The following is a 14,821-nucleotide window of genomic DNA, read 5'->3' as shown; positions in this document are numbered from 1 at the left end:
CAGCACCTGGCACGGCTGGGACGGAAGTCGCTGTCGTTCTCAAAATCGGTGGAGCTGCATGACAAAGTCATCGGGCATTATCTGAACATAAAACACTATCAATAAGTTGGAGTCATTACCGTGCATCTGGTTCCAGGATTTCTGCATCTCGTCGGTTAACGCCGCATTCTGGCCGTTAACCTGCGGCAGTTTCTGCCACGCTTTGTTATAGGCTTCGGCTTTTGCCAGCGAGTCGCCTGCGGTGCCAAGCAGTTTATTGATCGCCGCAAGGGAAGCCGGGTCGCGCTGGTTTTTCAGATAGCGGATCGCCACGCGGGTGACGGTGACGCGCGTTTTCACCAGCGTGTTCACGCTGTCGCTCAGGCTTTCCTGCTGGGCATTAAGCACCCCGGAGTTCTGGAAATTATGGCGATCGTTACTGACGGCAGAGTAGAACAACCCTCCCGTGACAACTTGCAGCAGACAGAATATGGTGAGGGCAAAGATAATACCGGTAATCACGTGCAGATTTTTCAGCATAGCGGTCGTCCGTAAGAGAAGATGCAGGGTTACTTCATTACTATCGTCGTAGAGAATGTAAACTTTAATTAACTCACGCTTAACTAAAGGCTCCCTGAGGGAACCTGTTGTAAATCCGGATCATTTTTATGAGGAAGGTCGACATGAGCAGCATTGATAAAAGCGGGACTTACGCGCTCGGCACGCGCACGGTGAAACGACTGGGCTACGGTGCGATGCAGCTCGCCGGGCCGGGCGTTTTTGGTCCACCGAAGGATAAGCAGGCCGCGCTGGACGTGCTGCGCGAAGCGGTGGCAGCCGGGGTGAACCACATTGATACCAGCGATTTTTATGGTCCTCATATCACTAACCAGCTGATCCGCGAGGCGCTTCATCCGTACCGGGACGATCTGACGCTCGTCACCAAGATCGGCGCCCGCCGCAACGACAAAGGGGCCTGGCTGCCGGCCTTTTCCGCGCAGGAGTTGACTCAGGCGGTGCATGACAACCTGCGTAACCTGCAGCTGGACGTGCTGGACGTGGTGAATCTGCGGATCATGTTTAGCGCCCACGGCCCTGCGGAAGGATCGATTGCGGAGCCGCTCTCCGTCCTTGCTGAGCTACAGCAACAGGGGCTGGTACGCCACATTGGCCTGAGCAACGTCACGGCCACTCAGGTCGCGGAGGCGCAGAAGATGGTGCCGGTGGTGTGCGTGCAGAACATGTACAACATTGTGAACCGGGGCGACGACGCGCTGGTGGATCTGCTGGCGCAGCAGGGGATTGCGTATGTGCCGTTCTTCCCATTAGGCGGCTTTACGCCGCTGCAGTCCACCGGCCTGCAGGCCGTCGCGGACTCCCTGGGCGCAACGGCGATGCAGGTTGCGCTGGCCTGGCTGCTGCAACGTTCACCCAATATCCTGCTGATCCCCGGCACCTCTTCCGTGGCGCATCTGCGGCAAAATCTCGCGGCGGGAGAACTGCAGCTGCCGCCTGACGCGCTGGAAACGCTGAATTCGCTGATGGATTAAATGTGATATGCGCAAAGCCTGAAGCGATTTCTGGCTTTGCGTGATTATTGTCCTATCTGGCTTTTCTGCCCGTGAAGCGCTAACGCTTCTGCCACAATCCCTTGCATTCACGAATTACAATCTACAAGTTATGATTTCTGATGTAGGAGCATGACGACAACCGCATTGACGAAGTAGGTTATTCCTCAACCAACATGAAACGCTAACGGCACACCACCGCAGTTTGATGACGACAGCCAGATATAGCCAGCCTTCATTCGTGCATAAGTACATCATGTCAGTGGACTACTTCTGGCCCGGAGTGCTGTCTTAATAATCCTTATTCGGCAGATTCGCCTACACTGACAGGTTAAGCTTCCGGTGACTGACCGGTCTGAACTTCCGTAAAGCTTTTACTAGTAATACCGTACGACGGAGACCTGCGTTTGAGGCGGGCATTTTCAGCGGCGAGTTCATTTCCGCGGTCAGAGGATGAGAACTGTTGCTGCTATCTACTACGCCAGTGATAAAGCCGCGGGTGGATATGACAACAAGACGGTTCAGGACTTGGTGTTGGGTGCAGTGGCTGACGGATAAAGGTTCAGCGCATATACCGCGCATGAAACGAGGAAATACGCCAGAGAACTGAACCCGGAGCCCTGCACAACAGCAGTGAGCAAAATAATGGCATCGTCGAACGGTTCGTGAAAACGTGGAATATCTCTCTTCAGAGAGTACCGGCGACGGCGGGCAGCGTTAACTTAACCTACAAAAGCTATCCGGAGATGGCGGGTCAATATCATATAGAAACTAATATTGTATTCCTTTATTCTATGTGGCTTTGGCGCAGTCTGATAGCTTGCGTCCAGTTCCACTACAAACACATTGATATTTACCTGATTCAAGGATTTTTTGTGAAGCTGATAATCCAGATCCCTTGTTACAACGAAGCTGAGACACTGGCGATCGCGCTCAAAGCACTGCCTCGACAGGTCGAGGGATTCAGTAAAGTTGAATATTTAATTATCGATGATGGCAGTCAGGATGATACCGTTCGCGTGGCAAAAGAGTGTGGCGTGGATTATGTCGTCAGCCATTCAGGCAATAAAGGGTTGGCTCGTGCCTTCATGACTGGATTGGATGCCTGTTTGTCAAAAGGCGCGGACGTCATTGTCAACACGGATGCTGATAATCAATATTGTGCTGATGATATCCCCACTCTTGTTGCTCCGATCCTGGAAGGGAGGGCAGAAATGGTCATTGGGGAACGACCTATCTCGACAATTGAACATTTTTCGCCCGTGAAGAAAATTTTGCAAAAACTTGGCAGTTGGGTTGTCCGTCTTGCAAGTAAAAGCAGTATACCGGATGCGCCAAGTGGCTTCCGCGCCATGAGTCGAGAAACCGCACAAAAATTAATCGTTTTTAACGACTATACTTATACGCTGGAAACGATTATTCAGGCAGGTCAAAAGAACATCTCATTAGCCTCTGTCCCGATTCGTGTTAATGAAGATCTTCGCCCATCGCGATTGGTAAGAAGTATCACGTCTTACATTAACAGAAGCATCATTACAATCATTCGTATTTTTGTTGTTTATCGGCCTTTTAGGTTTTTTGGCATTATTGGAACTATTTTGTTTTCCATTGGTTTCCTGTTGGGAATACGGTTTTTGATTAAATATTTCTCAGGCCTCGGTGGTGGTCATGTCCAGTCATTGATACTTTCCGCTGTACTGCTTATTATGGGATTCCAAACTATTTTAATTGCGTTTGTTGCTGATTTACTTTCAGCAAATAGAGTGCTGATTGAGGATCTACGCTTTACTGTGAAAAAATTGAGTTCAACAGAGAAAAATAAAAAAGATGACTGATAAAAAATTAACAGAATTCAAGGTCGCTGGTGGAAAACATGAAGAAGGTATTGTCTATGGTAATACTTTCGATAAATATAGCTCCAAAAATCCAATCGTTAAATGGATGATGAACGGTTTTGATAGCACATTGATGTCTTTTGTTAAAAAGGTCGCTCCTGTTACTATTCATGAAGTTGGGTGCGGCGAAGGATTTTGGGTAAATAAATGGAATCAGCAAGGTTACACTGCAAGAGGATGTGACTTTTCAGAGGAAGTCATTGCTATTGCGCAACATAATGCTTCTACTGCTGAAGCCAATAGTAGCGCATACTCTGTTAAAAGTATTTATGATCTTGACCCCAGCGTCGATGGTGCTGATTTGATCGTTTGTTGTGAGGTACTGGAGCATCTTGAAAATCCCCATGAAGGTATTCAAAAACTACAAGATATAACGCAAAACTATCTTATTCTCAGCGTGCCGCGTGAACCCATTTGGTGTGCTTTAAATATGCTACGTGGAAAATATCTTTCTCATCTAGGTAATACACCGGGACATCTTCAACATTGGTCTAAAAGAAGCTTTATAAAGTTTGTAAGCATGTATTTTGATATTGAAACTGTTGCATCTCCTTTCCCATGGACGATGCTGGTTTGTAAAAAAAAGGATAGGGCATGAAGTCCTATCTTAGCTACATTGGCAGTGTTTTAGTTCTGGTTGGGATTTATTTTGTCTATCACAGGTTTGTCGGTTATTTCAATGAAATTAACTCTGTAGATTTATTCTCATGGCCATTTTTAATAGCCTTAATTGGTTCTTCTATTATCTATGCAATAATAAATATATTTTTGGTTATGGCATGGAGGAATATTCTTGATGTATACTCTGTTAATATAAATATACAAAAAGCATTTAAAATTTACAGCTCATCTCAGTTGGTAAAGTATGTCCCTGGTAATATCTTGCATCTAGCGGGTAGACAAGTCATTTCAATGCGATTTGGGTTGCCAGCAAAACCCGTGATGAAATCGATAGTAGCTGAGTTGATTTGCCTTGTTATTGCCGGTGCATTATTTTCATTATGGTATTTGCCGTATCTTACCACAGAGGTAAGTATAAAAGATGTTATGGTGTTATTTTGTGTATTATTAAGTGTCGCTGTTTATTTTGTTATTAAGCTTAGTTACCAGAAATGGTTTTTGATTATTATCCAGCAATCATCTTTTTTGATTTTTTCAGGTTTTATTTTTTATATTATTATCATCCAAATTGACAATCATCAATTTGACTTAGGTGATATGGCGGTCGTGGTTTCAAGTTATATAGCTGCATGGTTGATTGGCATGATAACACCGGGTGCGCCAGCAGGCGTGGGGGTGCGTGAAGCTATTCTCTTATTCTTATTATCTATGTTTTCACCTGCAAACGTTTTGATTGCGATAGTATATTCACGAATCGTGACTGTTTTGGGCGATTTTATTTTTTATTTATTCTCTTACGTTGTTAAGGTGACGACTGATGAACTATGAGCCACTTAAACGATATTGGTCAATCTATGCTCTATTTGCTTTGTATATCTTTCTGGTTGTAGGTTATTTTCTGAGTTATTCAATGTGGCATTTTCCTGATGGCGTTGCGCACATGGGGTATATTTATGATGTCATAAAAGATAATTATCCAAATTATATTAGTGGTGAAACGACACTTAGCCCAAAACTGAACTACTTGAACCATCCTGCGATGTATTATCTTATCACCGGTGAGTTGATCAGACTACTTCATGGTGTATCTCATGCTGTTGTTTTGGCGCAGATGATAAATTTCTTCATATCTGCACTTACAGTCTACATCACATGGCGTTCACTGAAAACATTGGTTGCTTCTGAGTTGGCGGTTTTTTTTGGTGTGGCGATGTTACTGCTTACGCCAATGTTTGTCGAACTTAGCGTTGCGGTTAATAATGATCCATTGAACATATTAGGTTGCACTATCCTTTTCTATGGGATAGTTAATATTACAGTAGGGATCCCTAATTTTTCGAAAACCACTCTTTTAGTTTTTGTTGGTGGATTTATCGCTGTAATGACTAAAGGCACGGGGGGGCTTGCGGCTGTGTGCATGGTGGGGATGCATATTCTAGCAAACATATCTCTATGGCTTAAACACATGAAGCGTTTAACCGCTTATCAGTGGGGGATAATTGTATCGCTGGTCATCACTGCTTTAGCTTATTATGCTATACAGTATATTCATTATCATAGTCTTTTTCCTGCTCCTCAAGGCAACCCTGCTGATTGGTTTGTAATTAGTAATCCAGATAAGCCAAGAGAAGCATTGTTTGATTATTTTACGGCTTTTCTTAATTCTAATTTTGACTCATTTATTAAACCATATGGTCATACTTTATTTATTGACAGTACACTTCGGGTTTCGGTGATTACTATCACCCTATCTACCATTTTCATACTGTTACTCGTCGTGCTCATTTTTAATTATAACAATGATGGAGCCGTACGACTTTTCTTAATTCAGATGTTTTTATCGTTAATTGTATTTCTCGTTTTCTATTTCTTGGTTTTATATAAAATGCATATGCAAACAGGATATATGGGGGCTATGCAAGCACGATATTTTTATGGTTACTTACCATTATTCGCTTTAGGTATCGCCAATTTGTTAGATAAACTTAAAGCAAATAAAATACGCAATGTGATGATGTTGCTTATGTCAGCCTCTTTGATATTAAGCGCTTATCCTGCATGGGCTTCATCGATATTTAAAACATTGGGAATACAGGATGTAGGGCAATATACGGGTAACAAGACCTATGCGCCATTGGTTGATGGGCGTGTGTTTGAACAAACGTTCACTGCTGAAGGCACAAAGTTACAATCTATGAAATTGCTATTGGCAACCTATGCCCGAGTTAACACTGCTATAGTAAAAGTAAACATTCTGTCTATGGATGAAAAAACATTGTTTCAAACTTATATATCATCTAAAGACATACGGGATAATTCATGGCACAATATATCAACAAACTTGAAAGGATTAGTTAAAGGGCGAATGTATATTATCAGACTTACTTCTCCTGGGGCGAGTGGTGATAATGCAATCACCTGGATTGCTTCATCTGGGACTACGGAAGATCCGCATTTTGTTAACACAAAATTTGGACCACCTGTCATTGATGATGGATATCGCGGTGGAGAGGCGATTGTTGATAATATTCCTCATCCTAAAGAAAATTTTGCTTTTCAGCTTTATTTTTAGAGAAATGCTCTTACTCTAGCCAGTGTAAAGGGAGGGTAGATCTCAAGGCTCATTTTGGTTTTTTCTTGCTAACTGGTACGGCATATCCAGGTGCCAGTTTTTCTTCTCTCCTTTTTAGAGGTAGACCCAAGCCATCCCTATCAAAAAGGCGTCACAAGATTTGGTACTTTTGATTTAGATATCAGTAGATTCTTTGCCATTTGAGCACCCTCCATAGTGGAGCCCATTCAGGGGACGGAAGTGGTAGTTTAACTATGATGGATTAAGTGTTCACATTGAGTCAGAATATGCACAGATCTCTTATCCTTTTCTCGGTAATAATTTTTGATATCACTTAACAGTGAGCAGATCAGCAAATCGTGTTGTGTATCGAGGTGAGAGCATTTCTCGTTTCATTTGCCATTTTTGCTGAATACCCTGTCCCGCAAAGTAAAGTGTTCCACGGCCTTTTTTAGCATTCAGGTGATCTAATACATCCATTAACTTTTGGCTATTTTTTCTAGGTGTATTTTCGTCAAACAGACTAAGTTGTGCGACGCCATGGCTATAAAAATCTCCCAGCATCACTCCGGCTTTCTGGTATCGACATCCACTTTTCCATATTGCATCTAAACAGCACGTCGCAGCAGCGATGATATCTCTGCTGTCATGAGTTGGTGTGAGAAGTTTCATCGAGGCACTGTTACCGTAATAGGGCTCGTTAACCGCGAAGGGGGACGTTTTCACAAATGTCGAGATAAATCGACAATATTGATGTTCATGACGAAGTTTTTCTGCTGCCCGGGCGGCATAGCTACAGATGGCCTGGCGCATATCTTCATATTCCGTAATGCGATCGCCGAAAGAGCGAGAGCAGACGATTTCCTGCTTTACCGGTGCAAACTCTTCCAACTGAAGGCACGGTTCACCCCGTAACTCACGAACCGTTCTTTCCAGCACGACATTGAAGTGTTTCCTGATGAACTGGATATCGGTATCTGCCAGTTGCAACACCGTCTTGATCCCCATCATTTCAAGATTTTTCGTGATGCGTCGGCCCACCCCCCAAACATCATCCACGGGTAGAGCTCCCATCAATTTCCTCTGGCGCTCGACATTTGATAAGTCAACCACTCCCCCTGTCTGCTGTTGCCATCGTTTGGCCGCATGATTCGCCAGTTTAGCCAGCGTTTTTGTCGGTGCGATACCCACCCCCACGGTCAGATGCGTGCGCTGCAGAACAGTATTCCTGAGTTCATGACCAAATTCGCTCAGATCGCGGCAGTTACGCACGCCTGTAAGATCGCAAAAGATTTCATCAATTGAATATATTTCACTACGAGGGCACATCTCTTCAAGCGTTGTCATCACGCGGTTGGACATATCCGCATACAGTTCATAGTTGCTGCTGAAGCACACCACGCCATGCTCTCTGAAGAGAGCTTTCTGTTTAAAGTAGGGTTCACCCATTTTCACAAAGGGTTTTGCTTCAGCTGAACGTGAGATGACGCAACCGTCGTTATTCGACAAAACCACGACAGGTCGTCCCTTTAGGTCAGGTCGAAAAACGGTTTCGCAGGAAGCATAGAACGCGTTCACATCACACAGCGCAAACATGGTCAACTCACAGATTTCACGATATAGGTCACTACGCCGAAAATTTCCAGATTATCTTCGTGGCCGATCATAATAGGTTTGTACAAGGGGTTTTCAGGTTTGAGCATGACGAAAGGGTGCAATTGCAGACGCTTCACCGTGAATTCACCGTCGACAGCAGCAATCACGATGCTGCCATGTTCAGCCTTGCGGGAACTATCCACGACCAGCAGATCACCCTCGTCGATTCCGGCATCAGTCATTGAATCACCGCTGGATTTCACGAAATAGGTCGCGCTGGGGTGTGGAATCATTAGTTCATTCAGATCGAGACGCCGTTCAACGTAGTCCTGCGCAGGGCTGGGAAAGCCACAGTGCACAAGATCATTGAACATGGGGAGTGCCACGATCTGGCATAGTTCGGTTGGTGTGAAAAACTGCATGACGATCACCATTGATGTTTTACTGTATTTATATACAGTATTGTATATCGATGATGAAGATCAAGAGGTACTGTAGCGGGTCTGATGGTGCCAGTAGTGTTATTTCTTTTCGATCAACCAGGTTGCCGCAGCAGTCAGCACGTTGAGCCACGGCATTTTGTCCACACCTGCCAGGAAATGATAGCGATCGATGTCATTATTTTTACGGATCTCGGCAAAACGGGTAAGCGCCTCTTTTTCATCCGTGGCGCCGATCTCCTTAACTGTTTTTCAAACCTGTGAGCAATGAACTGAGCGGTCATATCGGCATTTGCGCTATCGATCGCGATAAGGGGCGGGCTTTTTGGAAAAAACAGTAATTCGGCACAAGTGCTCCCGAAAGAGGGGATACGGTAAAAACAATCAGTTTTTCTTGATTATTTCAGGCAGTAATTGCTCAATCACGCTGACGACCTTTTTGACGCGTTGCGGAATAAAACGGGCGTCAGGATAAACGGCATAGAGAAAGCGATCGGGTAACCGCCAGGCGGGCAATATTGGGACCAGCGTGCCGGTTTGCAACGCGCGCGTCACGAGCGGCCGCTGCATCCCGCCGATACCGACGCCTGACTCCAGCGCCTGTAACAGCGCGTCGCTGGTGTTGGCGCGAAAGACGGTATTCACGTTTACCTCGACCGTCTCCTCGTCAGAAATCAGGCGCAGGGGAGCATCCAGCGGAATGCCGCTGAATCGTACGTGTGGCAACATTGCCAGTTCGCTGACGGCGTGTACCACCGGAAAACCGGGAGCGGCAAACAGCGCGGCTTCTATCCGCGCCAGCAGACGAGCCGCGTACGCCTGCGGAGGCTCGCTGCTCAGCCGTATCGCGACATCCACCCCCTCCGTCACCAGATCGGCAAGACGGTCATCCAGGGAAAGCATCAGATGCAGTTCGGGATGCATCTGCTGCAGCGCCAGCAGATGCGGCAAAAAGATTTGGCCCAGGCCGCTCGGTAACTGCACGTGGACGCGACCCTCAAGGCTATGATCGACAGGATGTAAACGCCTTTCCGCTTCCCCCAAAGCGTCCAGTACAAGCTGCATATCTCGCCGGTAACGTTCCCCATGTTCGGTCAACTTCATCGTACGGGTCGTACGGTGTAGCAGTACCACACCAAGTTCTTCCTCAAGCGCAGCGATCTGTTGACTGACGGCAGACTGCTTGATGCCGGTCTGACGGGCGGCTGCTGAAAACGAGCCCGCTTCAGCGACGCGTAGAAAGGTTGAAATGGCGTTGAGCTTGTTATTCATTTATTGACTCTGCTTATAAGTGCCATCGGTTTAAGGGGATATTTGCAGAAAAAATAATATATCACACTGCGTCTGTCACCCTTACCGGAGAAACACCATGAATAAGTTGCAGCAACACCATGTCGCCCTTGTCGCGGGCGCCAGCGGCATTGTCGGCAGGCAACTGGTTAACACGCTCCTCCAGCATCAGTGGGAGGTGATCGGCCTTAGCCGTCATGCCGGGGCGCATCCTGACGGCATTCCGATGGTAAACGTCGATTTGCTGGATGCGCAGGACGCTGAACGGGCGCTGCGCGCCCTGAACGGAACTACCCACATCTTTTACAGCGCCTGGGCTAACGCGACGAACTGGACGGAGATGGTCGAGCCGAATGTCACCATGCTGCGTAATCTTGTCAGCGCCATCGAGAAAACGGCACCTCTGCAGACGGTCAGCCTGATGCAGGGGTACAAAGTGTATGGTGCGCATCTGGGGCCGTTTAAAACCCCGGCGCGGGAGAGCGATCCCGGCGTACCGGGTGCCGAATTTAACGCCGCGCAGCTCACGTGGCTCAGCCAGTTTCAGCAGGGAAAAGGCTGGCACTGGAACGCCATCAGGCCGGGCGTGGTGGGGAGTTCGGTGCCGGGCAACGCCATGAACCTTGCGCTGAGCATCGCCCTGTACGCCTCCTTGTGCAAGGCGCTGGGTTTACCGCTGCGTTTTCCCGGATCGGAACAGACCTGGCACAGCATCGTGGATCATACCGACGCCGGGCTGCTGGCCGAGGCGACGCTGTGGGCCGCCGCGTCACCTGCGGCACGGAATCAGGCATTCAACGTGAATAATGGCGATATCTGGCGCTGGAGCGAGCTATGGCCGCGCATCGCACGCTGGTTTGAGCTGGACTCTGCGCCACCGGTAAGATTGTCATTTCATCAGCTGTTTAACGACTATCGTGCCCTATGGCGTGAGCTTGCCGGGGAGCGGCTGGTAGAGGCGGAGATTCTGCGGCTGAGCGACGGGCAGTTTGCCGATTTTGTCTTTAGCTGGCATTACGACATGTTTGGTGACGGGAGCAAGCTCCGGCGGTCGGGCTTCACGCGAATGCAGGCGACGGATGAGATGTTTTTTAGCCTGTTCGCGCAGCTGAGAGCGGCGAGAATTATTCCCTGATGGAAGAGGGCGTCCTGGCGCAGGCCAGGACCGCCGTGGGCGTTTACTCAACCGTTAATGCATCGACAACTTCGGCCACGCTTTTCACGCTGCGGATATTTCCAATCCCCGTGCCGAGCGCGATATAGCCTTCATCGGTGTTGTTTTCCAGCATGCCCAGACGCAGGCCCCGTAATCCACCCATCGCCTTGCCCAGCTCTTCGCGGCTTGCGCCAGCTTTATCCATCGCCGCCAGTTTTTCCGCCAGCTTGCCGGGAAGAGAGCGGTAGTAGTGGGGGACGGTGCGGAAAAGCAGCAGGTCCAGGCCGCTGGCGGCAACAATTTTCTCCTTGACCCCCTGCGGCACGCGGCTTTCTTCGGTGCTGATAAAGACCGAACCGGCAAACACGCCCTCCGCACCTAACGCATGCGCCGCTCTGGCGGTGCGACGATCGGTAATACCGCCCGCCGCCATCACCGGAGCATGCTTCACGGCATCGGCAATCAGCGGCACGATGGAAAAGGTGCCCAGCGCCGTTGCGGGTAACGTCCCACCTTCATCAAAACCGGTGGCGACGATGATGTCTGCGCCCATTTCTTCAGCGAGACGGGTGTTTTCCGGCGTGGGATTAATGTCGCGGTAGATGATGGCGATACCGGCCTCTTTTAACTCGCTGAACAGCGTCGGAATAATGCTGCCTTCGCCATAGCCCGTATATACCACGGCCCTGACGCCTTCCTCTTTTACCACCTTAAGAATTGGCCCGGTCCAGACGTCATTAACGGCGGTGGGGATCAGGTTCACGGCGAAGGGTTTTTCGGTCAGACGTTTGGTTTTACGAATTTCTTCCCGCATTTTTTCGGCGGTCTCTTCCGGCGTGGAGACCGCGGTGTCGGCGGTTAACCCTGCGTTGGGGCCCAGCACGCCGAGTCCTCCGGCATTGCTGACCGCTGCGACCAGGCGAGCATCAGTGAGCCAGGATAACGGTCCCTGAATAACAGGCTTTTCGATACCCAGGATCTGACAGATACGGTTATTTTTCATAGCAGACTCTCCCTTACGTTTGAATGAGGGAGAGTGTAGGAAGTTATATTGTTAGAAAAAATAGCTAAAAAAATTCATCACTGTTATAAAATTAATAACAATAATTTACCCTGCTGGTGGCAAGAACATCCCTTATGCAAATTAACCTCTTCGAATCTATTCGGATTTATATTGAAATTGTCGAGTCGGGGAGCCTTACCCAGGCGGCGGAGAATCTGCAGATCCATCGCCCGGCGGTCACCAAAGCGCTACAGCTTCTGGAACAGCACAGCGGCACGCGGCTCCTGCAACGCACAACGCGTCGGATTAGCCTGACGCCGGATGGAGAAGCGTTTTATCGCCGCAGTAAACCCCTCCTGGCGCAGGCGGATGAATTACTGGAGTCGTTTGGCACTGACCGGGCAATACATGGTCAGCTGCGAGTAGATATGCCCATCTCTTTTGCGGCACTGCGGGTGATACCCCATCTGCCTGATTTTTATCGTCAGCATCCTGAGGTCGACATTATCCTGAGCAGCTCTGACCGCCGTCGCGATATGCTGCGTGATGGTCTGGACTGTGTGCTGCGCGTGGGCGAACTGGACGACGGCGACTATATCGCGCGTAAAATCGGGAACATTAAAATTACGACCTGTGCCAGCCCCGCCTGGCTGGCAAAATACGGTACGCCAGAAACGCTGGAGGATTTACAAAAGCATCAGGCCATCAACTGGATTAACAACAGCAGCAGACAGATTCATCCATGGACGTTTACCACGCCAGAAGGCGTCGCGGAGATCGCGCTACCCGGTAAGCTTGTGGTGGATAACTCCGAGGCCTACATCGCAGCAGGACTCGCCGGGCTGGGATTAATGCAGGGGATGAATCTCTTTCTTCAGCCATACATTGACCGCGGCCTTCTGGTTGAAGTCTTGCCCGACTATCGCTCGCCGGATCGCAGGCTGTCACTGCTCTACCCACACCGTCATCTCTCCCGCAAAGTGCGGGTATTTACCGAGTGGCTGGAGAGTCTGGTGTGAATACGGCCAGTTCATGACGTAGCCCGCCCGTCTGCACCACGTGAAAATAGAAGGGGCGCGTGTGGCCCCTGAGCCGCCCATACCGCAGGTACGGGCGGTGAAAAATTATTTCTTCTTATCCATCATCGCCTTTAAATCGGCAAACGGGTTAAACGTGGCGACGCCCACGTCTTTTTGCGCGTCTTCCCCGGCCACCACGGTGGTGCCGTATTGATCCGCTTCGGTGTATTTCGAATGTTCGTGATCGTGGCAGAACAGGCACAGCAGCTCCCAGTTGCTGCCATCTTCCGGGTTATTGGTGTGGTCGTGATCGATATGGTGAACCGTGAGTTCACGCAGGTTGGAATAGACAAACTCGCGCGAGCAGCGTCCGCAGACCCAGGGATAGATTTTTAATGCTTTTTCGCGATAGCCGCTTTCCAGCCGCGCGTAGTTTTTGGGGATCAAAGCCATTGCCGGTTTTACCTGCCATGAAAAGAGTGGGGAAGAGTATATCCCATTATGGAACGTAATGACGAACCCCTCAATTCAGTCAATTTATTTGAATCATTCCGTTAAATAAACGCCATTTATTCTCCGCAGGTAATGCGTAGAGTAGTGAGTACGCAACGCATTATCAGGACACATTGTTATGAAAAAGATCGGGTTTTTATCCTTTGGTCACTGGACGCCGTCACCGCAGTCCGGCACGCGCTCGGCGGCAGACACGCTGCTGCAGTCCATCGATTTAGCCGTAGCGGCTGAAGAGCTGGGGGCAGACGGCGCCTATTTCCGCGTGCACCACTTTGCCCGACAGCTTAGCTCGCCGTTCCCGCTGCTGGCCGCCGTCGGGGCAAAAACGAAAACCATCGAAATCGGTACGGGCGTGATTGATATGCGTTATGAAAATCCGATGTACATGGCCGAGGATGCGGGGGCGGCGGATCTGATTTCCGGCGGTCGGCTGCAGCTTGGCATCAGCCGGGGCTCTCCGGAGCAGGTCATTGATGGCTGGCGTCATTTCGGCTATGCCCCGCAGGAAGGGGAAACCGAATCGGATATGGCGCGCCGCCATACCGAGGTGCTGCTTGAGGTGCTGCGCGGGGAAGGGTTTGCCAAACCGAACCCGCAGCCGATGTTCCCGAATCCGCCGGGGCTGCTGCGCCTGGAGCCGTATTCAGAAGGGCTACGCGAGCGTATCTGGTGGGGCGCGGGTTCAAATGCGACGGCCGTATGGGCGGCAACGCTGGGAATGAACCTGCAAAGCTCAACCCTGAAAGACGATGAAACCGGTGAGCCGTTCCATATTCAGCAGGCAAAGCAGATCCGCGCGTACCGTCAGGCCTGGAAAGAGGCAGGGCATACGCGTCAGCCGCGCGTCTCGGTCAGCCGCAGTATTTTTGCGCTGATGGACGACCGCGACCGGATGTATTTCGGTGCCAGCCGCAACGACAGCGACAGCGTAGGTTATCTTGATGAGAAAACGCGCGCGATCTTCGGCCGTAGCTACGCCGCAGAGCCGGACAAGCTGGTAGAACAGCTGAAAAAGGACGAGGCGATTGCCGAAGCGGATACCTTACTGCTGACCGTGCCGAATCAGCTGGGCGTGGATTATAATGCGCACGTGATTGAGTCCATCCTCAAGCATGTCGCACCGGCAATGGGCTGGCGCGATTAAGTCATCCGCCGTCAGCCGTGAGATC

Annotated in this window: 14 protein-coding genes and 2 pseudogenes; 10 read left to right on the top strand and 6 right to left on the bottom strand. The window is 49.4% G+C overall.

What is annotated here, in order from left to right; genetic code table 11:
* Positions 1 to 105 (top strand): IS1 family transposase (locus ACMWKK_RS22455; RefSeq protein ID WP_000300949.1); only part of this gene is annotated, 105 nt, incomplete at its 5' end.
* A gap of 15 nt (positions 106 to 120) precedes the next feature.
* Here ACMWKK_RS22455 and ACMWKK_RS22450 read toward each other — a convergent pair.
* Positions 121 to 519, bottom strand: a pseudogene (locus ACMWKK_RS22450) (Tar ligand binding domain-containing protein); the annotation flags it as partial.
* 143 nt (positions 520 to 662) lie between these two features.
* On the opposite strand from ACMWKK_RS22450, the gene ACMWKK_RS22445 reads away from it, so the two are divergent.
* The 6 genes and pseudogenes from ACMWKK_RS22445 (at position 663) to ACMWKK_RS22420 (ending at position 6,635) form a co-directional block, all read left to right on the top strand.
* Positions 663 to 1,529: an aldo/keto reductase family oxidoreductase gene (locus ACMWKK_RS22445; RefSeq protein WP_161656449.1), complete on the top strand. Its 867-nt coding sequence runs from the start codon at positions 663 to 665 to the stop codon at positions 1,527 to 1,529.
* A gap of 510 nt (positions 1,530 to 2,039) precedes the next feature.
* Positions 2,040 to 2,221: pseudogene (locus ACMWKK_RS22440) on the top strand (IS3 family transposase); the annotation flags it as partial.
* Positions 2,213 to 3,382 (top strand): glycosyltransferase family 2 protein, encoded by a 1,170-nt coding sequence (locus ACMWKK_RS22435; protein WP_284948478.1) that lies wholly within the window; start codon positions 2,213 to 2,215, stop codon positions 3,380 to 3,382. The pseudogene ACMWKK_RS22440 and the gene ACMWKK_RS22435, both read left to right, overlap by 9 nt.
* Positions 3,375 to 4,040, top strand: a complete 666-nt coding sequence (locus tag ACMWKK_RS22430; RefSeq protein ID WP_112781971.1) for a class I SAM-dependent methyltransferase — start codon at positions 3,375 to 3,377, stop codon at positions 4,038 to 4,040. The genes ACMWKK_RS22435 and ACMWKK_RS22430 overlap by 8 nt, the downstream gene beginning before the upstream one ends.
* Entirely contained in the window at positions 4,037 to 4,891 is an 855-nt protein-coding gene (locus ACMWKK_RS22425) for a hypothetical protein (protein ID WP_112781970.1), read from the top strand. The genes ACMWKK_RS22430 and ACMWKK_RS22425 overlap by 4 nt, the downstream gene beginning before the upstream one ends.
* On the top strand, positions 4,881 to 6,635 hold the full coding sequence (locus tag ACMWKK_RS22420; protein ID WP_406542935.1) for an ArnT family glycosyltransferase: 1,755 nt from the start codon (positions 4,881 to 4,883) through the stop codon (positions 6,633 to 6,635). The genes ACMWKK_RS22425 and ACMWKK_RS22420 overlap by 11 nt, the downstream gene beginning before the upstream one ends.
* A gap of 330 nt (positions 6,636 to 6,965) precedes the next feature.
* Here the strand turns inward: ACMWKK_RS22420 and ACMWKK_RS22415 are convergent, their stop codons facing one another.
* The 3 genes from ACMWKK_RS22415 to ACMWKK_RS22405 all read right to left on the bottom strand — a co-directional run bounded on the left by ACMWKK_RS22415 (position 6,966) and on the right by ACMWKK_RS22405 (position 9,943).
* Positions 6,966 to 8,231: a Y-family DNA polymerase gene (locus ACMWKK_RS22415; RefSeq protein WP_112781968.1), complete on the bottom strand. Its 1,266-nt coding sequence runs from the start codon at positions 8,229 to 8,231 to the stop codon at positions 6,966 to 6,968.
* A gap of 2 nt (positions 8,232 to 8,233) precedes the next feature.
* Complete coding sequence (locus ACMWKK_RS22410; protein ID WP_112781967.1) at positions 8,234 to 8,653, bottom strand: translesion error-prone DNA polymerase V autoproteolytic subunit; 420 nt, start codon at positions 8,651 to 8,653, stop codon at positions 8,234 to 8,236.
* Between the two features lie 402 nt (positions 8,654 to 9,055).
* Positions 9,056 to 9,943: a LysR family transcriptional regulator gene (locus ACMWKK_RS22405; protein ID WP_112781966.1), complete on the bottom strand. Its 888-nt coding sequence runs from the start codon at positions 9,941 to 9,943 to the stop codon at positions 9,056 to 9,058.
* A 97-nt stretch (positions 9,944 to 10,040) separates the two neighbouring features.
* Here ACMWKK_RS22405 and ACMWKK_RS22400 point away from each other — a divergent pair, with 97 nt between their 5' ends.
* Positions 10,041 to 11,096 carry an SDR family oxidoreductase gene (locus ACMWKK_RS22400; protein ID WP_112781965.1) on the top strand — a complete coding sequence of 352 codons (1,056 nt, stop codon included), beginning with the start codon at positions 10,041 to 10,043 and terminating at the stop codon, positions 11,094 to 11,096.
* 43 nt (positions 11,097 to 11,139) lie between these two features.
* Here ACMWKK_RS22400 and ACMWKK_RS22395 read toward each other — a convergent pair whose 3' ends face one another.
* Positions 11,140 to 12,120 carry an NAD(P)H-dependent flavin oxidoreductase gene (locus ACMWKK_RS22395; RefSeq protein ID WP_112781964.1) on the bottom strand — a complete coding sequence of 327 codons (981 nt, stop codon included), beginning with the start codon at positions 12,118 to 12,120 and terminating at the stop codon, positions 11,140 to 11,142.
* A 134-nt stretch (positions 12,121 to 12,254) separates the two neighbouring features.
* Here ACMWKK_RS22395 and ACMWKK_RS22390 point away from each other — a divergent pair, with 134 nt between their 5' ends.
* Positions 12,255 to 13,139 carry a LysR family transcriptional regulator gene (locus tag ACMWKK_RS22390; RefSeq protein WP_112781963.1) on the top strand — a complete coding sequence of 295 codons (885 nt, stop codon included), beginning with the start codon at positions 12,255 to 12,257 and terminating at the stop codon, positions 13,137 to 13,139.
* A gap of 105 nt (positions 13,140 to 13,244) precedes the next feature.
* Here ACMWKK_RS22390 and yajD read toward each other — a convergent pair whose 3' ends face one another.
* Positions 13,245 to 13,592: an HNH nuclease YajD gene (yajD, locus tag ACMWKK_RS22385; RefSeq protein ID WP_003857471.1), complete on the bottom strand. Its 348-nt coding sequence runs from the start codon at positions 13,590 to 13,592 to the stop codon at positions 13,245 to 13,247.
* 178 nt (positions 13,593 to 13,770) lie between these two features.
* Here yajD and ACMWKK_RS22380 point away from each other — a divergent pair, with 178 nt between their 5' ends.
* Entirely contained in the window at positions 13,771 to 14,796 is a 1,026-nt protein-coding gene (locus ACMWKK_RS22380) for an LLM class flavin-dependent oxidoreductase (protein WP_112781962.1), read from the top strand.
* Positions 14,797 to 14,821 lie beyond the last annotated feature (25 nt).

Origin of the sequence: Enterobacter sp. 01-M-03-SI-ECC (genome assembly GCF_047530215.1) — a bacterium.
GTDB lineage: Bacteria > Pseudomonadota > Gammaproteobacteria > Enterobacterales > Enterobacteriaceae > Enterobacter > Enterobacter chengduensis.
Note: the sequence above shows the minus strand (reverse complement) of the source record. Positions and strands in the feature narration are given on the sequence as shown.